This is a genomic window from Pseudomonas sp. NPDC089406 (assembly GCF_044900265.1).
In the GTDB taxonomy this organism is placed as follows: Bacteria; Pseudomonadota; Gammaproteobacteria; order Pseudomonadales; family Pseudomonadaceae; genus Aquipseudomonas; species Aquipseudomonas fakonensis.
This window is the reverse complement of record NZ_JBJDNC010000030.1, coordinates 15,125-34,612: the sequence shown is the minus strand read 5'-3', so window position 1 is coordinate 34,612 and position 19,488 is coordinate 15,125. Positions and strand designations below refer to the sequence as shown.

At 65.1% G+C, this 19,488-nt stretch carries 20 protein-coding genes and 1 pseudogene; 11 read left to right on the top strand and 10 right to left on the bottom strand.

Going from position 1 to position 19,488, the window contains the following annotated elements; all coding sequences use genetic code 11:
• Positions 1–11: 11 nt before the first annotated feature.
• Positions 12–407: a peptide-methionine (R)-S-oxide reductase MsrB gene (msrB, locus tag ACI2KK_RS20315; protein WP_404670300.1), complete on the bottom strand. Its 396-nt coding sequence runs from the start codon at positions 405–407 to the stop codon at positions 12–14.
• A 166-nt stretch (positions 408–573) separates the two neighbouring features.
• Here msrB and ACI2KK_RS20310 point away from each other — a divergent pair, with 166 nt between their 5' ends.
• Both ACI2KK_RS20310 and htpX read left to right on the top strand, forming a co-directional pair.
• On the top strand, positions 574–1,785 hold the full coding sequence (locus ACI2KK_RS20310; protein ID WP_217842393.1) for a pyridoxal phosphate-dependent aminotransferase: 1,212 nt from the start codon (positions 574–576) through the stop codon (positions 1,783–1,785).
• A gap of 274 nt (positions 1,786–2,059) precedes the next feature.
• Positions 2,060–2,947, top strand: a complete 888-nt coding sequence (htpX, locus tag ACI2KK_RS20305) for a protease HtpX (protein WP_404670299.1) — start codon at positions 2,060–2,062, stop codon at positions 2,945–2,947.
• A 121-nt stretch (positions 2,948–3,068) separates the two neighbouring features.
• Here htpX and ACI2KK_RS20300 read toward each other — a convergent pair whose 3' ends face one another.
• Positions 3,069–3,716, bottom strand: coding sequence for a thiopurine S-methyltransferase (locus ACI2KK_RS20300; protein WP_404670298.1), 648 nt, complete (start codon positions 3,714–3,716; stop codon positions 3,069–3,071).
• A 102-nt stretch (positions 3,717–3,818) separates the two neighbouring features.
• Between ACI2KK_RS20300 and ACI2KK_RS20295 the strand changes: the two genes are divergently transcribed.
• Complete coding sequence (locus ACI2KK_RS20295) at positions 3,819–4,571, top strand: DODA-type extradiol aromatic ring-opening family dioxygenase (protein ID WP_404670297.1); 753 nt, start codon at positions 3,819–3,821, stop codon at positions 4,569–4,571.
• A gap of 223 nt (positions 4,572–4,794) precedes the next feature.
• Here ACI2KK_RS20295 and ACI2KK_RS20290 read toward each other — a convergent pair.
• Both ACI2KK_RS20290 and ACI2KK_RS20285 read right to left on the bottom strand, forming a co-directional pair.
• Positions 4,795–6,508 (bottom strand): annotated as a pseudogene (locus tag ACI2KK_RS20290) (DEAD/DEAH box helicase).
• A gap of 353 nt (positions 6,509–6,861) precedes the next feature.
• Complete coding sequence (locus tag ACI2KK_RS20285; RefSeq protein WP_404670296.1) at positions 6,862–7,617, bottom strand: spermidine synthase; 756 nt, start codon at positions 7,615–7,617, stop codon at positions 6,862–6,864.
• A gap of 113 nt (positions 7,618–7,730) precedes the next feature.
• On the opposite strand from ACI2KK_RS20285, the gene ACI2KK_RS20280 reads away from it, so the two are divergent.
• Positions 7,731–9,077 (top strand): class II 3-deoxy-7-phosphoheptulonate synthase, encoded by a 1,347-nt coding sequence (locus ACI2KK_RS20280; protein ID WP_404670295.1) that lies wholly within the window; start codon positions 7,731–7,733, stop codon positions 9,075–9,077.
• On the opposite strand, the gene ACI2KK_RS20275 is transcribed toward ACI2KK_RS20280, so the two are convergent.
• Together ACI2KK_RS20275 and ACI2KK_RS20270 are read right to left on the bottom strand one after the other, a co-directional pair.
• Entirely contained in the window at positions 9,058–10,278 is a 1,221-nt protein-coding gene (locus ACI2KK_RS20275) for a winged helix-turn-helix domain-containing protein (RefSeq protein ID WP_404670294.1), read from the bottom strand. The two genes, ACI2KK_RS20280 and ACI2KK_RS20275, sit on opposite strands and share 20 nt — an antisense overlap.
• A gap of 122 nt (positions 10,279–10,400) precedes the next feature.
• Positions 10,401–10,592 carry a DUF1127 domain-containing protein gene (locus ACI2KK_RS20270; protein WP_217842385.1) on the bottom strand — a complete coding sequence of 64 codons (192 nt, stop codon included), beginning with the start codon at positions 10,590–10,592 and terminating at the stop codon, positions 10,401–10,403.
• 96 nt (positions 10,593–10,688) lie between these two features.
• Between ACI2KK_RS20270 and ACI2KK_RS20265 the strand changes: the two genes are divergently transcribed.
• Positions 10,689–11,540: a LysR substrate-binding domain-containing protein gene (locus ACI2KK_RS20265; RefSeq protein ID WP_404670293.1), complete on the top strand. Its 852-nt coding sequence runs from the start codon at positions 10,689–10,691 to the stop codon at positions 11,538–11,540.
• A gap of 108 nt (positions 11,541–11,648) precedes the next feature.
• On the opposite strand, the gene ACI2KK_RS20260 is transcribed toward ACI2KK_RS20265, so the two are convergent.
• Positions 11,649–12,398 (bottom strand): sulfite exporter TauE/SafE family protein, encoded by a 750-nt coding sequence (locus tag ACI2KK_RS20260; RefSeq protein ID WP_217843540.1) that lies wholly within the window; start codon positions 12,396–12,398, stop codon positions 11,649–11,651.
• Between the two features lie 113 nt (positions 12,399–12,511).
• On the opposite strand from ACI2KK_RS20260, the gene ACI2KK_RS20255 reads away from it, so the two are divergent.
• From ACI2KK_RS20255 to ACI2KK_RS20245, 3 genes are all read left to right on the top strand, one after another.
• Complete coding sequence (locus ACI2KK_RS20255; protein ID WP_404670292.1) at positions 12,512–13,468, top strand: LysR substrate-binding domain-containing protein; 957 nt, start codon at positions 12,512–12,514, stop codon at positions 13,466–13,468.
• Positions 13,469–13,523: 55 nt separating this feature from the next.
• On the top strand, positions 13,524–13,979 hold the full coding sequence (locus tag ACI2KK_RS20250; RefSeq protein WP_404670291.1) for a MarR family winged helix-turn-helix transcriptional regulator: 456 nt from the start codon (positions 13,524–13,526) through the stop codon (positions 13,977–13,979).
• A gap of 131 nt (positions 13,980–14,110) precedes the next feature.
• On the top strand, positions 14,111–14,539 hold the full coding sequence (locus ACI2KK_RS20245) for an organic hydroperoxide resistance protein (protein WP_217842381.1): 429 nt from the start codon (positions 14,111–14,113) through the stop codon (positions 14,537–14,539).
• A 207-nt stretch (positions 14,540–14,746) separates the two neighbouring features.
• On the opposite strand, the gene efp is transcribed toward ACI2KK_RS20245, so the two are convergent.
• Together efp and earP are read right to left on the bottom strand one after the other, a co-directional pair.
• Positions 14,747–15,316: an elongation factor P gene (gene efp / locus ACI2KK_RS20240; protein ID WP_013971530.1), complete on the bottom strand. Its 570-nt coding sequence runs from the start codon at positions 15,314–15,316 to the stop codon at positions 14,747–14,749.
• Positions 15,317–15,364: 48 nt separating this feature from the next.
• Positions 15,365–16,495, bottom strand: coding sequence for an elongation factor P maturation arginine rhamnosyltransferase EarP (gene earP / locus ACI2KK_RS20235; protein ID WP_404670290.1), 1,131 nt, complete (start codon positions 16,493–16,495; stop codon positions 15,365–15,367).
• 128 nt (positions 16,496–16,623) lie between these two features.
• Between earP and ACI2KK_RS20230 the strand changes: the two genes are divergently transcribed.
• Together ACI2KK_RS20230 and ACI2KK_RS20225 are read left to right on the top strand one after the other, a co-directional pair.
• Positions 16,624–17,022, top strand: a complete 399-nt coding sequence (locus ACI2KK_RS20230; RefSeq protein ID WP_404670289.1) for a hypothetical protein — start codon at positions 16,624–16,626, stop codon at positions 17,020–17,022.
• Positions 17,023–17,024: 2 nt separating this feature from the next.
• Complete coding sequence (locus ACI2KK_RS20225) at positions 17,025–17,507, top strand: GreA/GreB family elongation factor (RefSeq protein WP_217888270.1); 483 nt, start codon at positions 17,025–17,027, stop codon at positions 17,505–17,507.
• A 106-nt stretch (positions 17,508–17,613) separates the two neighbouring features.
• Here the strand turns inward: ACI2KK_RS20225 and ACI2KK_RS20220 are convergent, their stop codons facing one another.
• Entirely contained in the window at positions 17,614–18,567 is a 954-nt protein-coding gene (locus ACI2KK_RS20220) for a LysR family transcriptional regulator (protein ID WP_404670288.1), read from the bottom strand.
• A 117-nt stretch (positions 18,568–18,684) separates the two neighbouring features.
• On the opposite strand from ACI2KK_RS20220, the gene ACI2KK_RS20215 reads away from it, so the two are divergent.
• Complete coding sequence (locus tag ACI2KK_RS20215; RefSeq protein WP_404670287.1) at positions 18,685–19,434, top strand: 3-oxoacyl-ACP reductase family protein; 750 nt, start codon at positions 18,685–18,687, stop codon at positions 19,432–19,434.
• Positions 19,435–19,488: the final 54 nt, after the last annotated feature.

The window sequence follows — 19,488 nt, the reverse complement described above, 5'->3', positions numbered from 1 at the left end:
CGCGCTCCAGGTCAGTCGCGGGGCTTGAAATCAAGGCACACCGAGTTGATGCAATAGCGCAGCCCGGTGGGTGGCGGGCCATCGGGGAACACGTGGCCCAGGTGGGCGTCGCACTGGGCGCAGGTGACCTCGGTGCGGATCATGCCGTGGGAAGTGTCGCGGATCTCGATCATCGCGCTTTGCTCGAGCGGCTGATAGAAGCTCGGCCAGCCGCAGCCGGAGTCGAACTTGGCCTGCGAATCGAACAGCGCCAGGTCGCAGCAGATGCAGTGGTAGATGCCGTCGCGGCGCTCGCTGTTGTACTTGCCGCTGAACGGCCGCTCGGTGCCCTTCAGGCGGCACACCTGGTACTGGGCCGGGTCGAGCATGTCGCGCCATTCGTCCAGGGTTTTGTCGATCTTTTGCATGGGAACCTCGGCAGGCTTGAATTTCACCTCGCACCGGCTTTTCCCTGGCGCGGGTGGCACGTATATTAGTTGGCTTCGTGTGCAAGGCGCCAAGTCTGGCACCCGCGCCCCGCCCTTTCAAACCTTTCGACGGCGGCGCGCGCGTATTCTCAACCGGGATCTCATCATGCAGTTCAGCAAATCGAACAAGCTCGCCAATGTCTGCTACGACATTCGCGGCCCAGTGCTCAAGCACGCCAAACGCCTGGAAGAGGAAGGCCACCGCATCCTCAAGCTGAACATCGGCAACCCGGCACCGTTTGGCTTCGAGGCGCCGGACGAAATCCTCCAGGACGTCATCCGCAACCTGCCCACCGCCCAGGGCTACAGCGACTCCAAGGGCCTGTTCAGCGCGCGCAAGGCGGTCATGCAGTACTGCCAGCAAAAGCAGATCGAAGGCGTCAGCATCGAGGATATCTACCTCGGTAACGGCGTGTCCGAGCTGATCGTCATGTCCATGCAGGCGCTGCTCAACAACGGCGACGAAGTGCTGATCCCGGCCCCCGACTACCCGCTGTGGACCGCCGCGGTGAGCCTGGCCGGCGGCAAGCCGGTGCACTACCTGTGCGACGAGCAGGCCGACTGGTTCCCTGACCTTGAAGACATCAAGGCCAAGATCACCCCGAACACCAAGGCGCTGGTGATCATCAACCCGAACAACCCCACGGGCGCGGTGTATTCCAAAGAGCTGCTGCTGGGCATGCTGGAGCTGGCGCGCCAGCACAACCTGGTGGTGTTCTCCGACGAAATCTACGACAAGATCCTCTACGACGAGGCCGTGCACATCAGCACCGCGTCGCTGGCCCCGGACTTGCTGTGCCTGACCTTCAACGGCCTGTCCAAGTCCTACCGCGTAGCGGGCTTCCGTTCCGGCTGGCTGATCATCTCCGGCCCGAAACAGCACGCCCTGAGCTACATCGAAGGCATCGACATGCTGGCCAACATGCGCCTGTGCGCCAACGTGCCGGCCCAGCATGCCATCCAGACCGCCCTCGGTGGCTACCAGAGCATCAACGACCTGGTACTGCCGCCCGGCCGCCTGCTGGAACAGCGCAACCGCACCTACGAGTTGCTCAACGACATCCCCGGGGTGAGCTGCGTCAAGCCGATGGGCGCGCTGTACGCCTTCCCGCGTATCGACCCGAAGGTGTGCCCGATCTTCAACGACGAGAAGTTCGCCCTCGACCTGTTGCTGTCCGAGAAACTGCTGATCGTCCAGGGCACCGCGTTCAACTGGCCGTGGCCGGACCACTTCCGCGTGGTCACCCTGCCGCGGGTGGATGACCTGGAGCAGGCCATCGGCCGCATCGGCAACTTCCTGCGCACTTACTCGCAGTAGTGCGTTACCTGTAGGAGCCGGCTTGCCGGCGATAGGGCCAGGCCTGCAAGCGCTTTGTTGGCGCTGCCGGCCTCATCGCCGGCAAGCCGGCTCCTACAGGGGGTATTCATTCTTACATCCTGCAACGCTCTATCTGACAGCCCTCTCGGCATCCTCTGCCATACTCCCTCGCGTACACAGTTTGAAATAGTCGGCCGGTTGAATCGCCGCCCCCTCCCCCTTATATACCCCCGCAGTACGCAACAATTCCTTCCGTCAGGAGAACGTGACAACCATGATGCGCATTCTGTTGTTTGTAGCCACCAACCTCGCGGTGGTGCTGGTTGCAAGCATTACCCTGAGCCTGTTCGGCTTCAACGGGTTCATGGCCGCCAACGGGGTCAACCTCGACCTCGGCAAGCTGCTGGTGTTCTGCGCCGTGTTCGGTTTCGCGGGCTCGCTGGTCTCGCTGTTCATCTCCAAGTGGATGGCCAAGATGAGCACCGGCACCCAGATCATCACCCAGCCGCGCACCCGCCACGAACAGTGGCTGCTGCAAACCGTCGAGGAGCTGTCCCGCGAGGCCGGTATCAAAATGCCCGAAGTGGGTATTTTCCCGGCTTACGAGGCCAACGCCTTCGCCACCGGCTGGAACCGCAACGACGCCCTGGTGGCGGTTTCGCAGGGCTTGCTGGAGCGCTTCTCGCCGGATGAGGTGCGTGCGGTGCTGGCCCACGAAATCGGCCACGTGGCCAACGGCGACATGGTCACCATGGCGCTGGTGCAGGGCGTGGTGAACACCTTCGTGATGTTCTTCGCCCGCATCATCGGCAACTTCGTCGACCGGGTGATCTTCAAAAACGAAGAGGGCCACGGTATCGCCTACTTCGTCGCCACCATCGTCGCCGAGCTGGTGCTGGGCATCCTGGCCAGCATCATCGTCATGTGGTACTCGCGCCGCCGCGAGTTCCGCGCCGACGAAGCCGGCGCCCAGCTGGCCGGCACCGGCGCGATGATCGGCGCCCTGCAACGCCTGCGTTCGGAACAAGGCCTGCCGGTGCACATGCCCGATACGCTGAAGGCCTTCGGCATCAACGGCGGCCTCAAGCACGGCCTGGCCGGCCTGCTGATGAGCCACCCGCCGCTGGAAGAGCGCATCGACGCCCTGCGCCGCCGCGGTTGATAGGCAGATGTGAGTGAAAAAGGGCGACTTCGGTCGCCCTTTTTTATGGCCCCATCGCGGGGCAAGCCCGCTCCCACACAGGCCGGATAATCCGTGGGAGCGGGCTTGCCCCGCGAAGGCCCTAACGCCGAATGCGGTACACCCGCTCAACCAGGCTCGGCACCCCGGCCTTCTGAAACTTGGAGCTTTCCCCGATAATTTCCGGCGCTTCGAGCACTTCCACCTGCCACCCGGCGAGCCCCGTCCGCACCTCATCATCCCCTACCGAGAACGGCGGCCCGTCGATCAGCGCCTGGTCGTAATCCAGGGTCACCAGCAGGCCCTTGCAGGCCGGCAGCAGCTCACCGAGCAGCGCCAGATACTGCTTTCGCATCTCAGGCGGCAAGGCAATCAACGCCGCACGGTCGTACAGCCCGGTGCAACCGGCCACGTCTTCGGCACGCAAGGCGAAGATATCCCCGCACCACAACTCGACTTCGCCACTACTCCACACCTCGAACGCCCCGCGCCGAGACACCTGCGCCACCAACCCATGCTCGGCAAAAAAGTCTTCAACAGCCCGACGCGACAGCTCCACACCCATCACCCGATGCCCCTGCCCGGCCAGCCAGGCCAGGTCCAGGCTCTTGCCGCACAACGGCACCAGCACCCTGGCGCCAGGTTCAAGCCCCAGCGCCGGCCAGTGTGCTTGCAGGTACGGGTTTACCTGGGCCTGATGAAAGCCGATCTGGTTGTCAGCCCACCGCTTGTGCCAGAACGCTGGCTCCATGATCCCTCCCGGTTTTTCGATAAATAGCCGTAAAAACTTATATTGGATCTCGATCGTTGCCTGACCGAAGATGACAGCATCTTACCCGTCAGGACCCTTACCATGCTGCCCAGCCTGTTCATTTCCCACGGCTCACCCATGCTCGCCCTGCAACCCGGCGCCAGCGGCCCTGCGCTGGCCAACCTGGCCCGCGCCCTGCCCCGGCCAAAGGCGATCGTGGTGGTGTCGGCGCACTGGGAAAGCCGCGAGCTGCTGGTGATGAGCAACCCGCAACCCGAAACCTGGCACGATTTCGGCGGTTTCCCGCCGGCGCTGTACGCCGTGCAGTACCCGGCACCGGGCGAGCCGGCACTGGCTGCGCGGGTGGCCCAATTGCTCGGTGCCCGTCTTGATGCGCAACGGCCCTTCGACCATGGCACCTGGGTGCCGCTGTCATTGATGTACCCGCAGGCGGACATTCCGGTGATCCAGGTATCACTGCCCAGCCACGCCGGGCCGGCCTTGCAGTTGAAGGTCGGCGAAGCACTGCGGGCGCTACGTGAGGAAGGCATCCTGCTGGTAGGCTCGGGCAGCATCACCCATAACCTCGGCGAGCTGGACTGGCACGCCGGGCCCGAGGTGATCGAGCCCTGGGCGCTGGCGTTTCGAGACTGGGTGGTGGAGAAGTTACAGGCCGATGACCAGGCAGCGCTGCTGGACTACCGGCAACAGGCACCGTTTGCCGTGCGCAACCACCCAAGCGATGAACACCTGCTGCCGCTGTACTTCGCCATGGGCGCTGGCGAGCGCTTTGGCATCGTGCACCAGGGCTTCACCCTGGGGGCGCTGGGGATGGATATCTACCGGTTCGATTGAACAGACTGGCGCTACCCCCTGTAGGAGCGGCCTTGTGTCGCGAAAGGGCTGCGCAGCGGCCCCGGCGATTTTGTATGAGGCCGAGATCCTGGGGCCGCTTCGCGCCCCTTTCGCGACACAAGGCCGCTCCTACAGGGGAGCGTAAGCCCATGAAAAAAGCGCCAGCAATCAGACAAAAAAAATCCCGGGCCAAGGCCCGGGATTTTTCGTTACTGCCTGAGGATCAATCCTCGCGGTAGCGACGCAGCTTCAGCTGCTTGCCGGCCACGCGGGTGTCCTTGAGCTTGGTCAGCAGACGCTCCAGGCCGTCTTCCGGCAGCTCGATCAGGCTGAAGCTGTCGCGCACCTGGATACGACCAATGGCGTCACGGGCCAGGCCACCTTCGTTGAGGATCGCCCCCAGCAGGTTCTTGGCCGCGATACCGTCACGGGCACCCAGGGCGGTACGGCAACGCACGCGGCCTTCGGCCAGCGGCATCGGCGCACGGCGCTCACGGTCACCACCGGCGCTGCGCTCACCACGTTCGGCACGCTCACCGGTGCGCTCACGCGGGGTGTAGGTCGGCACCAGCGGCTGCTCGCGCTCAACGCTGGCCAGGTCCAGCGCCTGGCCATTGGTGGCCTTGCGCAGCAGGGCCGAAGCCAGGGCGCGGGCACTGCAACCCAGGTCGGCGGTCAGGCGGTCGAACAGCTCGCCGTGGCTGGCCTCGGACTCGGCCACCAGCGGCGCCAGGCTCTTGGTCAGCTTCTTGATGCGCGCATCCAGCACGGCTTGTGGGCCAGGCAGGCGGGCTTCGGCAACTTTCTGCCCGGTGACACGCTCGATCACCTGCAGCATGCGGCGCTCACGCGGGGTGACCAGCAGCAGCGCACGGCCATCGCGACCGGCACGGCCGGTACGGCCGATACGGTGCACGTAGGACTCCGGGTCGTACGGCATGTCGACGTTGAACACGTGGGTGATGCGCGGTACGTCCAGGCCACGGGCAGCGACGTCGGTGGCGACGACGATGTCCAGGCGGCCGTCCTTGAGCGAGTCGATCACGCGCTCACGCTGGTTCTGGGCGATGTCGCCGTTCAGCGCAGCAGCCTTGTAGCCCTTGGCTTCCAGGGCCGAGGCCAGGTCCAGGGTGGCTTGCTTGGTGCGCACGAAGGCGATCAGCGCGTCGAACTCTTCGACTTCCAGCAGGCGCAGCACGGCCGGGATCTTCTGGTCGGCGTGGACCATCAGGTGGGCCTGGTCGATCGCGGTGACGGTCTGGGTCTTGCTCTGGATCTTGACGTGCTTGGGCTCGCGCAGGTGACGCTCGGCGATCGAACGGATCGACGACGGCAGGGTAGCGGAGAACAGCACGGTCTGGCGCGAGGCCGGGATGGCGTCGAAGATCACTTCGAGGTCATCCATGAAGCCGAGCTTGAGCATCTCGTCCGCTTCGTCCAGTACCAGGTACTGCACGGTGGACAGGACTTTCTCGTCGCGACGCAGGTGGTCGCACAGGCGGCCCGGGGTGGCAACGACAATTTGTGCGCCGTTGCGGATGGCGCGCAGCTGCGGGCCCATCGGGGCACCACCGTACACGGCCACCACGTTAACGCCCGGCATCTGCTTGGCGTAGGTTTCGAAAGCGGTAGCTACTTGCAGCGCCAACTCACGGGTTGGCGCCAGGATCAGGGCTTGCGGTTCGCGCTTGCTCACGTCGATCTTGTTGAGGATCGGCAGGGCGAAGGCAGCGGTCTTGCCGGTGCCAGTCTGCGCCTGGCCGATCATGTCGTGACCGGCGAGGATGATCGGGATCGACTGATGCTGAATAGCCGATGGCTCTTCGTAGCCGGTGGCCAGAACAGCAGCAACGATATTCGGATTGAGATCGAGAGCGGCGAATCCGCCGGTTTCCTGGGTCATGGGTCTGCCTCTAGGTGCATCCGCAAAGACCCATGCTCCAAAACTGCACATGCCTTGAAAGACCAAACGGTCACCCAGGCAGCTTTGGCGGCGGGGATTTGCGAAAACGATTGAAATAAGAAACGTGTGAGAGGGTCCGCCTAGCGGACATGCAGCCGAAGCTGGATTCGGAGGATTTGCACCACCTGATTTTAGGGTCCGCTAAAAGACCGGCGCGTACTATATACGAATTAGCGGGGTACCGGGAGAAATATTTCAGTGGCAAAGGCCAGTATGCAGCCATCATTGCACGCACGCTGAAACGTTTCGCTCACGGGCCTCATCGCGGGGCAAGCCCGCTCCCACGCAAGTGACACCGTGGGAGCGGGCTTGCCCCGCGATGAGGCCTCAACTGGCCGGTCGAACTGCCTTGATCAGGTACTCCAGCGAATACCCCAGGCGCGGCGCCAGCGCCTCGGCCCGCGCCCGCAACGCGTCGATGTCCAGCGTTTGCTCAAGGTCTGCCGGCACCAGCAGGATCACGTTGCCCTCCTTCACCGGCAGCTCCCAGTAATGCCGGTGGTACAAGCCGCGCAGCAGCGCCGCCCCCAGCGGCCGGCCATCGTCGCCGGCCCACTGGTTGATCACCAGCCAGCCACCGGGGTTGAGCTGCTTCTGGCAGTTTTCCAGAAAGCGCCAGGCCAGGTGCCCGACACCCGGCCCGTAGTCGGTGTACAGGTCGACGAACAGCAGGTCGGCCTTTTCCGCCGTGGCCAGCAGTTCCAAAGCATCGCCGATGCGCACGTACAACCGCGGGTCGTCTTCCAGGCCCATGTACTGCATGGCCAGGCGCGGTACATCGGGGCGCAGCTCGATGGCTTCGACATCGTCCAGCGGCAGGAACTTCAGGCACGCCTGGGTCAGGGTGCCGGCGCCAAGGCCCAGAAACAGCGCGCTCTCCGGCAACGGGTGGCACAGCGCGCCCACCAGCATGGCGCGGGTGTAGTCGTACTCCAGCCAGCTGGGGTCGGCGGTGAAGGTGCAGCTTTGTTCGACGGCATCGCCGAACTCGAGGAAGCGGTAGTCCTCAACCTCGTACACGCTGATCACGCCGAAGGCGTCCTCCACCCGTGCCAGCAGCCGTTCTTCCCGCTCCGTCGCCATGCCAACCACCGCCTGCGCAAAACGCGCATTGTCCGCCAATGCCGGTGGTGCAACAAGCGGCCCGGCGGCTGTACCATGGCTGCACGCCCGAACCGATAACAACAGAGCCTGCAATGAACCAACCCTGGAGCCCTGACAGCTGGCGCGCCCTGCCGATCCAGCAGCAACCCGTCTACCCTGACGCCGCCCACCTGCACAAGGTCGAACAGACCCTGGCCAGCTACCCGCCGCTGGTGTTCGCCGGCGAAGCCCGCGAACTGCGCCGGCAGTTCGCCGAGGTGACCCAGGGCCGCGCCTTCCTGCTGCAGGGTGGCGACTGCGCCGAAAGCTTTGCCGAATTCTCGGCAGCGAAGATCCGCGACACTTTCAAAGTACTGCTGCAGATGGCCATCGTCATGACCTTCGCCGCCGGTTGCCCGGTGGTGAAGGTGGGGCGCATGGCCGGCCAGTTCGCCAAGCCGCGCTCGGCCAACGACGAGACCATCGGCAATGTCACCCTGCCCGCCTACCGCGGCGACATCGTCAACGGCATCGGTTTCGACGCCGCCAGCCGCATACCCGACCCCGAGCGCCTGCTGCAGGCCTACCACCAGGCCACTGCCAGCCTCAACCTGCTGCGTGCCTTCGCCCAGGGCGGTTTTGCCGACCTGCACCAGGTGCACAAGTGGAACCTGGACTTCATCGCCAACTCGGCGCTGGCCGACAAGTATCACCAGTTGGCCAACCGCATCGACGAAACCCTGGCGTTCATGCGCGCCTGCGGCCTGGACAGCGCGCCACAACTGCGCGAGACCAGCTTTTTCACCGCCCACGAAGCGCTGCTGTTGAACTACGAAGAAGCCTTCGTGCGCCGTGACAGCCTGACCGGCGACTACTACGACTGCTCGGCACACATGCTGTGGATCGGCGACCGTACCCGCCAGCTGGACGGCGCCCACGTCGAGTTCCTGCGTGGCGTGCACAACCCGATCGGGGTGAAAGTCGGCCCAAGCATGAACCCCGAAGAGCTGATCCGCCTGATCGACGTGCTCAACCCGGACAACGACCCGGGCCGCCTCAACCTGATCGTGCGCATGGGCGCCGGCAAGGTCGGCGACCACCTGCCAGGGCTGATCCGCACCGTGCAGGGCGAGGGCCGCCAGGTGCTGTGGAGCTCCGACCCGATGCACGGCAACACCATCAAGGCCAGCAGCGGCTACAAGACCCGCGACTTCGCGCAGATTCTTGACGAGGTGAAGCAGTTCTTCCAGGTGCACCAGGCCGAAGGCAGCCATGCCGGTGGCATCCACATCGAGATGACCGGGCAGAACGTCACCGAGTGCATCGGCGGTGCCCGCCCCATTACCGAAGACGCGCTGTCAGACCGCTACCACACCCACTGCGACCCGCGCATGAACGCCGACCAGTCGCTGGAGCTGGCGTTCCTGATTGCCGAAACGCTCAAGCAGGTGCGCCGCTGAGCAGCGCCTGACGCAGCCGGCGGCCCTCGCTGCGGGGGCAGTTGAGCTGCACGCTCTCAAGGCCCAGCCAGGCAGCCAGTCGGTACAGATTGGCAGCCAGGGCCTGGTAGCCCTCCTCGTCCAGCCCCGCCGGCTCCTCGTGTACCGCATGCACCGCCAGGCGCCCGTGCGCGCGTTCGGCGCGCAGGTCCACCCGCGCGGCAATACGCTCCTGATAGAGGAACGGCAGCACGTAGTAGCCGTACACCCGCTTGTGCGCTGGCGTGTAGATTTCCAGGCGATAGCGGAAATCGAACAGCCGCTCGGTGCGGGCACGCTCCCAGACCAGCGAATCGAAAGGCGACAGCAAGGCGCTGGTGTGGATGCGCCGGGGAATGCGCGGGGTGCCAGCGGTATAGGCGGGCTGCTTGCAGCCTTGTACCGTGCAGGCCTGCAAGCGCCCGTCGGCCAACAGCTCGGCCAGGGCGGCCTTGCTCTGCTGGGGCGACAGGCGAAAGTAATCGCGCAGGTCCTGCTCGGTGGCAACGCCCAGGGCGTTGGCGGCGTGCAGCAGCAGGCCCTGCTGGGCCTGCGCCTCGTCTGGCACGGGCTGATCGAGCACGGCAGCCGGCACCACCCGTTCAGGCAGGTCGTACAGCCGCTCGAACCCTCGGCGCCCAGCCACCGTCACCTCACCTGCAGCAAACAACCATTCCAGAGCGAGCTTCTCTTCGCTCCAATCCCACCAGGGGCCGGCACGCTCTTCGCGGGTGGACAGGCTGCCGGCACCCAGCGCGCCCTGCTGCTGCACGGCGGCCAGCACGCGGTCGATGACCTCGCGCCGCTCGCGGCCGAAGCTTGCCAGTTGCCGGTAGATGCCCCGGCCCTGCGCAGCATCTGCCATGCGCCAGCGCATCAGCGGGTAGAGTTCCAGCGGCAGCAATGAGGCCTCGTGGCCCCAGTACTCGAACAGGCGCCGCTGACGGGGCTTACCCCAGGCCAGTTGCTCGAGCGCGGCCTGTGGATAATCGCCCAGGCGCGAGAACAGCGGCAGGTAGTGGGAGCGCACCAGGGCGTTGACCGAATCGATCTGCACCACGCCGAGCTGTTGCAAGGTGCGCTTGATGGCCGCCAGGCTCGGTGTGCGTTCTGGCGGTTTGCCAAAGCCCTGGGCAGACAAGGCCAGGCGGCGGGCCTGGGGGATGGATAACGCTAGGCTCACTGCGCGCCCTCCTGGTAATGATGCAGTGCCTGCACCATAGCATTCGCGGGTAAACCCGCTCCCACAGGATATGCACTGCCCCTGTGGGAGCGGGTTTACCCGCGAATGCCATCACACCGGCCTTAGCCCTTGCTCAGCGGGTCATCCCAGAAGTGCCGCTCGGCCTCCTGCTGGATGTCGGCCCGCGACAGCCCCAGGTCGTGCAGCGTGGCGTCACTCATGCGCGCCAGCTCCTGACGCTGCTGGTACAGCTCGTACCAGCGCAGCAGGTGGGACAGGACAGGTGATTGGGTGAAGCTTGCATGACCTTTCATCGTGAAGCCCTCCGTGTGGATGGCTTCAGTCTCTGCCCAGGCCTAGGATCAATCCAACGAATGTTTCTGATGCCATGCATCTAGAGGATTGATGCCATGTCCCAGTACCAGAGCCTCGACGCCGAGGTGCTGCGCACCTTCGTCGCCATCGCTGAACAAGGCGGTTTTACCCGCGCCGGCGAAGTGGTCAACCGCACCCAGTCGGCGGTGAGCATGCAGATGAAACGCCTGGAAGAAGACATTTTGCAGCGCCAGCTGTTCGAGCGCGAAGGCCGCCAGGTGCGCCTGACCGCCGAGGGCGAGGTGCTGCTGGGTTATGCCCGGCGCATCCTCAAGCTGCATGGCGAGGTGTTCAATACCCTGCGCATGCCGCACATGGTCGGGGTGGTGCGCATCGGCACGCCGGACGACTACGCCATGCGTTTTCTGCCCGGCATCCTCACCCGTTTCGCCCAGGACTACCCGCTGATTCACGTCGAGGTGCACTGCGACTCGTCCAAGCACCTGATGCAGCGCCAGGACCTGGACCTGACCATCGTCACCCGCGAGCCAGGCAACGAAGTGGGCCAGTTGCTGCGCCAGGAGCGCCTGGTTTGGGCAGCGGCGCACGGCTTTTGCCCGCAGGAACAGCGGCCGATGCCGCTGGCGCTGTTCAACACCGACTGCTTTTGCCGCGCCTGGACCTGCAACGCCCTGGAGCAGCACGGCATCGAGTACCGCATCGCCTATACCAGCCCGAGCCTTGCAGCGCTGTTCGCCATCGTCAGCGCCGGGTTGGCGGTGACCGCGCAACTGCAGAGCCTGATCGGCGGCAACCTGCGCATGCTCGATGAAAGCGACGGGCTACCGCAGTTGCACGTGGCCAATGTGATGCTGCTGCGCAATTCGCAGCAGCAATCGCCGATCACCGACTGCATGGCCGGGTACATCGTCGAGGGGTTCAAGTAACGCAAGCCCCTGTAGGAGCCGGCTTGCCGGCGATGGCGTCACCTGCCCTGACGAAGGCGCCTGAACGGACGCTATCGCCGGCAAGCCGGCTCCTACAGAGAACCGTGATTACAGCTCAAACCCCAGCATCACCGCACACACCACCAAGAACACACAGAACATCCCGCGCAGCACCTTCTCCGGCAGCGCGTGGGCCAGCTTCACCCCCCAGCTGATGCTGAGCAAGCCGCCCACCGCCAGCGGAATGCCAATGCTCCAGTCCACGCTGTGGTGCACGCCGTAGGTCGCCAGGGTCACCATGGTGCTGGGCGCCGCCAGTGCCAGCGACAGGCCCTGGGCCACCACCTGGGTGGTGCCGAACACGCTGGTCAGGATCGGCGTTGCCACCACCGCCCCGCCCACCCCGAACAAGCCGCCCATGGTGCCAGCAAAGCTGCCCAGCACACCCAGCCATGGCCACGGGTAGCGCAGTTCACTGCTCGGCGGCGCCACCCGCAGGAACATCCGCGCCACGTTCCACACCGCCAACGCCACCAGAAAACCGACGAACCCCAGGCGCATGGCGTGGGCATCGATGCCCACCGCCCAGATCGACCCCAGCCAGGCGAACACGAAGCTGCACAGCGACAGCGGCACGGCATGGCGCAGCTCGATGCGGTTGCGCTGGTGGTAGCGCCACAGCGCCAGCAGCACGTTGGGCACCACCATCACCAGCGCGGTGCCCTGGGCCAGTTGCTGGTCCAGGCCAAACAGCACGCCCAGCGCCGGGATGGCGATCAACCCGCCGCCAATGCCGAACAGCCCGCCCATGGTGCCCAACCCCGCGCCCAACACGATATACAACAACCACTCGACCATCTGCCTCATCCAACCTGCTTAAACGATGCAGGCATGCTACCCAGTCGCGGCTGGCGGGGAAACGCACAGCAGCGCACAATGGCTATGCGCATTACGCACAAGCAGAGCCCGCCATGAGCCCCGATATTCTCACCGAACAACTCAGCCTGTTCCTCGACGTGCTGGACACCGGCAGTTTTTCTGCCGCTGCCCGCCGCCACCCGCTGACCCCATCTGCCGTTGCCCGGCGCATCGACAACCTGGAAGCCGCCGTCGGCAGCCGCCTGTTCTCGCGCAGCACCCACGCCGTGCGCCCTACCCCGGCCGGCAACGCCTTTGCCGAACGGGCCCGGCGCATCATCGAAGAGCTGCGCCTGGCCCGCGCCGAGGCGGTGTCGCTGAGTAACGCCCCGGAAGGGTTGATCCGCATCGACGCCCCGGCCGCCTTTGGCCGCCGCCACCTGGCCCCGGCGATTGCGGACTTCCTGGTGGCCTACCCGGGGCTGGATGTGCAACTGCGCTTGATCGACAGCTTCGTCGACCTGCACGGCAGCCACCTGGGCGAGGTCGACCTGGTGCTGCGCGCCGGCCCCCTGGCCGACACCCGCCTGGTGGCCACGCCGCTTGCGTACATGGTGCGCATCGCCTGCGCCAGCCCCGCGTACCTGGCCAGCCGCGGCGTGCCGGCCTGCCCCAGCGAGCTGCCGCAGCACGATGGCCTGGACTGGGATGGCCTGGCGCCGCCCTTCGCCTGGCGCTTTGCGGTGGCCGGCCAGGCCCGGCTGTACCGCCCGGCGCGCATGCGCATGACCGCCAACAACGCCGAAACCCTGCTGTTCGGCGCCCTGGCCGGCCTGGGGGTGGCGCACCTGCCGACCTGGCTGATCAGCGAGTACCTGCTGCGCGGTGAACTGATCCCGCTGTTCTGCGACAACGGCCTGCCATCCCCTGAAACCACAGGCATCTATGCATTGCGCCTTGAACATGAAACGAACTCTCGCAGCCGCTTGCTGCTCGAATTCCTCAAGAGCCGCTTCAGCCCGGTGCCCCCCTGGGACCTGGCGCTGCGCAGCGAGCTGCGCTGGCAATAAGCGCGCAAACAAATCGCGTGCTAGATTTCTCACCTGACCGAATTCAAGGACCTGCATGAACGCCGACACCCAAGCCCCCTGCGACGAGCTGCTGCTGGACAACCAGGTGTGCTTTGCCCTGCACTCCACGTCGCTGCTGATGACCAAGGTCTACAAGCCACTGCTGCAGGCCCTGGGCCTGACCTACCCGCAATACCTGGCCATGCTGGTGCTGTGGCAGGAGGACGGCCTGACCGTGGGCGAGATCAGCCAGCGCCTGCTCACCGACCCCGGCTCCCTCACCCCGCTGCTCAAGCGCCTGGAAAGCGAAGGCCTGCTCAAGCGCACCCGCAGCCGCGAGGACGAGCGGGTGGTGCTGGTGGAACTGACTGACAAGGGCCGCGAACTGCAACAGCAGGCCCGCGAGGTGCCGCACTGCATCCTCAAGGCCAGCGGGCGCAGCGCCGAACAGCTGCGTAAACTGCAGGCCGACCTGCTGCAACTGCGCACACAGCTGCAAGAAAACCTCTGACGTCTATGCTGTGATCTGGCCGTTTGGCGCCATGGCCAAAAAATTATCTTGCGCGCAAATTAATTGAGCGCTAAATTAAGCCCACACCCACCCAGCGCCCCCCGGCGCACAGCACACACATGAGGCTCAAGATGCAAAAGGTCACTCCGCTGTACATCGCAGAAGCCACCTCCACCGGCGGTCGCGACGGCAAATCCCGCTCCAGCGACGGCAAGCTGGAAGTCAAGCTGAGCACCCCGAAAGAGCTGGGCGGCGCCGGCGGTGACGGCACCAACCCCGAGCAGATGTTCGCCGCCGGCTACTCGGCCTGCTTCATCGGCGCCCTGAAGTTCGTCGCCGGCCAGGAGAAAAAGGCCCTGCCGGCCGATGCGTCGATCACCGCCAAGGTGGGTATCGGCCAGATCCCGGGCGGTTTCGGCCTGGACATCGACCTCAACATCAACCTGCCGGGCCTGGCCCAGGCCGATGCCGAGGCACTGGTGGAGAAGGCGCATAAAGTCTGCCCGTACTCCAACGCCACCCGCGGCAATGTCGATGTGCGCCTGCACGTGAGCGTGTAACGCACACGCCTCCTGTAGGAGCGGCCTTGTGTCGCGAAAGGACCGCAAAGCGGTCGCGGCGATTTTGCATGAAGCCGAGATCCTGGGGGCGCTACGCACCCCTTTCGCGACACAAGGCCGCTCCTACAGAGGGTGCGCCTTATGCCGCGAACAGGCACAAAAAAACCCGGCCAAGGCCGGGTTTTTTTGTGCTCGCAACAAGAAGGATTACTTCTTGGAACGGCCCTTGAAGCTGTTGTCGCGAGTGTCGATGTCGATCCACTCGTCGATCTGGATGAAGTCGGCAACCGAGATTTCGGTACCGTTCTTCAGCTTGGCAGGCTTCATGACCTTGCCGGAGGTGTCGCCACGGGCGGCGTTCTCGGTGTAGACAACCTGACGGCTGATGGTGGTCGGCAGTTCTACCGATACCAGGCGGCCTTCGAAGAACACGGCTTCGCAGACGTCTTCCATGCCTTCTTCGATGTACGGCAGAACGGCTTCGATGTCCTCGGCGTTCAGTTCGTACATGGTGTAGTCGGTGGTGTCCATGAAGGTGTATTCGTCACCGTTGATGAACGACAGGGTCGCTTCTTTGCGATCCAGGATCACGTCGTCCAGCTTGTCGTCTGCACCGTATACGGTTTCGGTCTTGTAACCGGTCAGCAGGTTCTTCAGCTTGGTCTTCATGATCGCGCTGTTACGGCCCGACTTGGTGAACTCAGCTTTCTGTACCAGCCACGGGTCGTTGTCGATACGCAGTACGGTACCGGGTTTCAGTTCTTTACCAGTTTTCATTACGAAGTATCCGAATCTGGATGGATTTATAAAAATCGAGGCCGCGTATCATAGCGAATTTCGATAAAACTGTACCAGCTTCGTGGCAAGGTCCGGCCGAGCGGCCTGCGCGGCGCACCATTGGCGGGCGTGCTGGCGCAGTTCCGGCCAGTGCGCTTGCAGGTTTTGCCAGGCCTGGCCCATCGCTTGGTCGATGTTCCAGGCACGCCACATCTCGACCAGCGCTTGCCCGGCAACGTCCGACAAACCCTGGCGATAAAGCGCCAGGAACGCGTCGAGCTTTTCCCAATGGGCGTTCTCCTCCTGCACGTAGATGTGCCACAGCATGGGCACCCCGGCCCACTGCGCGCGCACGAACGAGTCTTCACCGCGCACGGCGTTGAAATCGCAGCTCCACAGCAAGCGGTCGTAGTCGTCCTGGCTGACGAACGGCAGCACCTGCACGGTCAGCGCGCCACGCCGGTGCACCGCGCCCACCGCCAGCTCGCCCTCCCCCAGCCATTGGCCGAGGTCGCCGAGAATACGCCCGTGGGGCACCAGCAGATGGGTGGCGTTGCTGGCATCGGCGGCCAGCACATCGAGCCAGCTACGTAGCTGCGGGTTTTCGTAGGCGAACAGCGAGATCAGCCGCGCATCAGCCTGCACCTCGACGCCCAGCCCGCGTAAAAACGCCGTGCGCGCGTCTGCCCCGAACGCCTCGCGGCGCGCCAGCAGTGAGGCCTCGCGCAGCAGCCCGCCGGTTTTTTCGCTGAACCCCGGGAAGAAGAACATCTTGCGCAACCCGTTGGCCTGCGGCGACGGCAATCCGTGGCAGCCCTCGACCCAGTCCTCGGCACTCAGGTAATCGAGGTTCAGCCACAGCGGCGCCCTGGGCTGGGCGGCCATGGCCTCGGCCAGCCCGTCGGGCAACTGGCAGGCGAAGGCGCCGATCACCACCTGGCCGGGCGCCTCGCCCGGCCAGCTAACCGGCCAGCGGCGCACCTCGACACCCTGCTGCCATTGTTGCTCGGCGCTGCTGTCAGCCGCAGGGCACAGGCGCACGAAAGGCTGCAGATCGTCCACCCACAGGCGCACCGCCAGGCCGTGCTCGGCCGCCAGCTGGCGGGCCAGGCGCCAGGTCACGCCGATATCGCCATAGTTGTCGACGACGGTGCAGAAGATGTCCCAGGTGGCTTTCATCACGGTACCTGCCAAAAACGAGCGCGGATTTTGCGCACAATTGCCGCCGCTTTAAAGCGCGACGCTGAAAAAACCTGCCACGCCATGCGACAATGCCGCCACCGTACCGCCCCTGCCAGGAGGCCGCCATGCCCCGCCGCCGCGAACTGAACATCCGCCTCAAGCCCGTGCAACTGACCCTGTGCATCGCCTTCGGCCTGTGGCTGGGCGCCGTGGCCATCGCCCTGAGCCTGTGGCTGGCCCTGCGCCTGTGGCCGGAGCAGGTACAACCGGTGGCCCAGGCCGTCGCCCCGGCACTCGTACAGCCCGCGCCAGCAGCAGCGCCGGCCCAGCCGCAGGACGCCCAGGCGCAGATGTTCGAGCGCTACAAGGACATTTTGCAACACCAGCAAGAACAGCAGGCCGCCGAGGCGGCGCAAGGCAACCCGCGCAACCTGAACAACCCCAAGTGCCAGTTCTGGCTGCAGCAGAACCGCACCGCGCCCACCGACAAGAGCCAGGCCAACGTGCTGGAGTTCTGCTACTGACCATGGACAAGCCTGCCCTGCTGCAACGTATCCTGGCCACCCTCGAGCACGACGTCGAGGTGCTGCGCCGCGCCGCCCAGACCGCCTACGAAACCGCCACCGCCGAAGAGAACATCGCCGAGAACAAGTACGACACCCTGGGGCTCGAGGCGTCGTACCTGGCCACCGGCCAGGCCCGGCGTACCGCCGAGATTCGCCAGGCACTGCTGACCTACCAGCAGTTGGTGCTGCGCGATTACGACCCGGCGCGGGGCATTCAGGTTGGTTGCCTGGTGACGCTTGAGGATGAAGACGGGCAGCAGCGCCGGGTGTTCATCGGGCCCGAAGGCGCCGGGCTGAAGATCGGCGAAGGCGACGCACTGGTGACCGTGATCACCCCGCGCGCGCCGCTGGGGCAGCAACTGATGGGCAAGAAGCTCGATGACGAGGTGAGCCTGGTGGTCAACGGGGTGGCGCAGGTTCAGTACATCATCGATGTAACCTGACACGCGCCCTTGTAGGAGCCGGCTTGCCGGCGATGAGGCCGGCCCTGCCAACCCAGGTTCAGGCCTTGTGGCAAAGCTGATGGCCCTATCGCCGGCAAGCCGGCTCCTACAGGGGATTGCCGCTAGGCTCGTGCAGGGCATTGAATTTATCGGCCAAGCCCTGCACGGCAAACTGCTCCACCAAGAAATCGATGAACACCCGGGTCTTGCCCGGCAGCAGCTTGTGCCCGGCGTAGTACAGGCTGATATGCCCATCGTCCACGTACCAGTCCGGCAACACCCGCTGCAAGCGCCCTGCCGCCATGTACGGCACGGCGAACGGCAGGCTCACCAGGGCAATGCCCAGGCCCTGCTCGGCCACTGCGCACGCGGCATCGGAATCGCTCATGGTCATCGCCTGGCGCAGTTGCAGCGGGCATTGCTCCTGCCAGCGGCTGGTCAAAGGCCACGAGCGCACCCGGCCGGTCTGCGGCGAACGGATCAGGATGCCGTCGTGCCGTTGCAGGCTCTGCGGGTCTTGCACCGCCCCGCAGCGCTCAATGTAATCAGGTGAAGCCACCAGCACCCGGTGCGCCGGGGCCAGCTTGCGCGCCACCACCCCCGGCGGCAGGTCGAAGCCGCCGCCGATGGCGGCATCGAAACCCTGGCCGATCAGGTCCACCTGGCGGTTATCGAAGTGCCAGTCCGGGGTGATGGCCGGGAACCTGCGCAAAAACTCGCCCAGTAACGGCAGCACATACAAGCGCCCGAACACCGTGCCCATGCTCACCCGCAGCAAGCCGGCCGGCTGGCCTTCAGCGCTGGCCAGGTTGGCCACGGCGTACTGGATGGTGCGAAAGCTGTCGCTGACCTCACCGAGAAAACGTTGCCCCGCCTCGGTCAGGGTCAGCTTGCGCGTACTACGCTGGAACAGCCGCACCCCAAGGCGCGCTTCCAGCTGGGCAACGTGCTTGCCCACCGCCGCCGGGGTGATGCTCAGGCGCCGGGCCGCCTCGGCAAAACTGCCCACCTCGGCGCTGCGAATGAAGCACTCGAGGGCATTGAACGATTCCGTGGCCATGATTACCAACCAAAGGTTTACTCAGCTAATAGCGATTGCCATCTTATCAGCAGGTAATCATCGGTCGATACTGCGTCCATCCAAGGCATCCGGCCTTGCTTCCAGCAGGAGATCAGCATGTCCCAGCAACTTACCCTCGAAGGCAAAGTAGCCTTCGTCCAAGGCGGCTCGCGCGGTATCGGTGCAGCCATCGTCCGCAGGCTGGCCAAAGAAGGCGCGCAGGTGGCCTTCACCTACGTCAGCTCCGCAGGCCCCGCCGAAGCGCTGGCCGAAGAGCTCAAGGCCGCCGGCGGCCAAGCCCTGGCCCTGCGCGCCGACAGCGCAGACGCCGCCGCCCTGCAACTGGCGGTGGACGACGCCGCGAAAGCCTTCGGCCGCATCGATATCCTGGTCAACAACGCCGGCGTGCTGGCGGTGGCGCCGATCACCGAGTTTGACCTGGCCGACTTCGACCGCACCCTGGCGGTCAACGTGCGCAGCGTGTTCGTTGCAAGCCAAGCGGCTGCCCGCTACATGGGCCAGGGCGGGCGCATCATCAACATCGGCAGCACCAACGCCGAACGCATGCCGTTTGCCGGTGGCGCGCCCTACGCCATGAGCAAGTCGGCACTGGTCGGCCTGACCAAGGGCATGGCCCGCGACCTGGGGCCGCAGGGCATCACCGTGAACAACGTGCAGCCTGGCCCGGTGGACACCGACATGAACCCGGCCAGCGGCGAGTTCGCCGAGAGCCTGATCCCGCTGATGGCCATCGGGCGTTATGGGCAAGCCGAAGAAATCGCCAGTTTCGTGGCCTACCTGGCAGGCCCCGAAGCCGGCTACATCACCGGTGCCAGCCTGCTGGTGGATGGCGGGTTCTCGGCCTGAGCCAAGGGCATGCCCCCTGTAGGAGCGGCCTTGTGCCGCGAAAGGGCTGCGCAG

Coding starts and splice junctions, on each gene's coding strand:
- ACI2KK_RS20225 (WP_217888270.1), top strand. CDS start 17,025: ATGGACAAGCCTGCCCTGCTGCAACGTATCCTGGCCACCCTCGAGCAC.
- ACI2KK_RS20215 (WP_404670287.1), top strand. CDS start 18,685: ATGTCCCAGCAACTTACCCTCGAAGGCAAAGTAGCCTTCGTCCAAGGC.
- htpX (WP_404670299.1), top strand. CDS start 2,060: ATGATGCGCATTCTGTTGTTTGTAGCCACCAACCTCGCGGTGGTGCTG.
- ACI2KK_RS20295 (WP_404670297.1), top strand. CDS start 3,819: ATGCTGCCCAGCCTGTTCATTTCCCACGGCTCACCCATGCTCGCCCTG.
- ACI2KK_RS20255 (WP_404670292.1), top strand. CDS start 12,512: ATGAGCCCCGATATTCTCACCGAACAACTCAGCCTGTTCCTCGACGTG.
- ACI2KK_RS20310 (WP_217842393.1), top strand. CDS start 574: ATGCAGTTCAGCAAATCGAACAAGCTCGCCAATGTCTGCTACGACATT.
- ACI2KK_RS20285 (WP_404670296.1), bottom strand. CDS start 7,617: ATGGCGACGGAGCGGGAAGAACGGCTGCTGGCACGGGTGGAGGACGCC.
- msrB (WP_404670300.1), bottom strand. CDS start 407: ATGCAAAAGATCGACAAAACCCTGGACGAATGGCGCGACATGCTCGAC.
- ACI2KK_RS20230 (WP_404670289.1), top strand. CDS start 16,624: ATGCCCCGCCGCCGCGAACTGAACATCCGCCTCAAGCCCGTGCAACTG.
- efp (WP_013971530.1), bottom strand. CDS start 15,316: ATGAAAACTGGTAAAGAACTGAAACCCGGTACCGTACTGCGTATCGAC.
- ACI2KK_RS20260 (WP_217843540.1), bottom strand. CDS start 12,398: ATGGTCGAGTGGTTGTTGTATATCGTGTTGGGCGCGGGGTTGGGCACC.
- ACI2KK_RS20270 (WP_217842385.1), bottom strand. CDS start 10,592: ATGAAAGGTCATGCAAGCTTCACCCAATCACCTGTCCTGTCCCACCTG.
- ACI2KK_RS20280 (WP_404670295.1), top strand. CDS start 7,731: ATGAACCAACCCTGGAGCCCTGACAGCTGGCGCGCCCTGCCGATCCAG.
- ACI2KK_RS20220 (WP_404670288.1), bottom strand. CDS start 18,567: ATGGCCACGGAATCGTTCAATGCCCTCGAGTGCTTCATTCGCAGCGCC.
- ACI2KK_RS20245 (WP_217842381.1), top strand. CDS start 14,111: ATGCAAAAGGTCACTCCGCTGTACATCGCAGAAGCCACCTCCACCGGC.
- earP (WP_404670290.1), bottom strand. CDS start 16,495: ATGAAAGCCACCTGGGACATCTTCTGCACCGTCGTCGACAACTATGGC.
- ACI2KK_RS20250 (WP_404670291.1), top strand. CDS start 13,524: ATGAACGCCGACACCCAAGCCCCCTGCGACGAGCTGCTGCTGGACAAC.
- ACI2KK_RS20300 (WP_404670298.1), bottom strand. CDS start 3,716: ATGGAGCCAGCGTTCTGGCACAAGCGGTGGGCTGACAACCAGATCGGC.
- ACI2KK_RS20265 (WP_404670293.1), top strand. CDS start 10,689: ATGTCCCAGTACCAGAGCCTCGACGCCGAGGTGCTGCGCACCTTCGTC.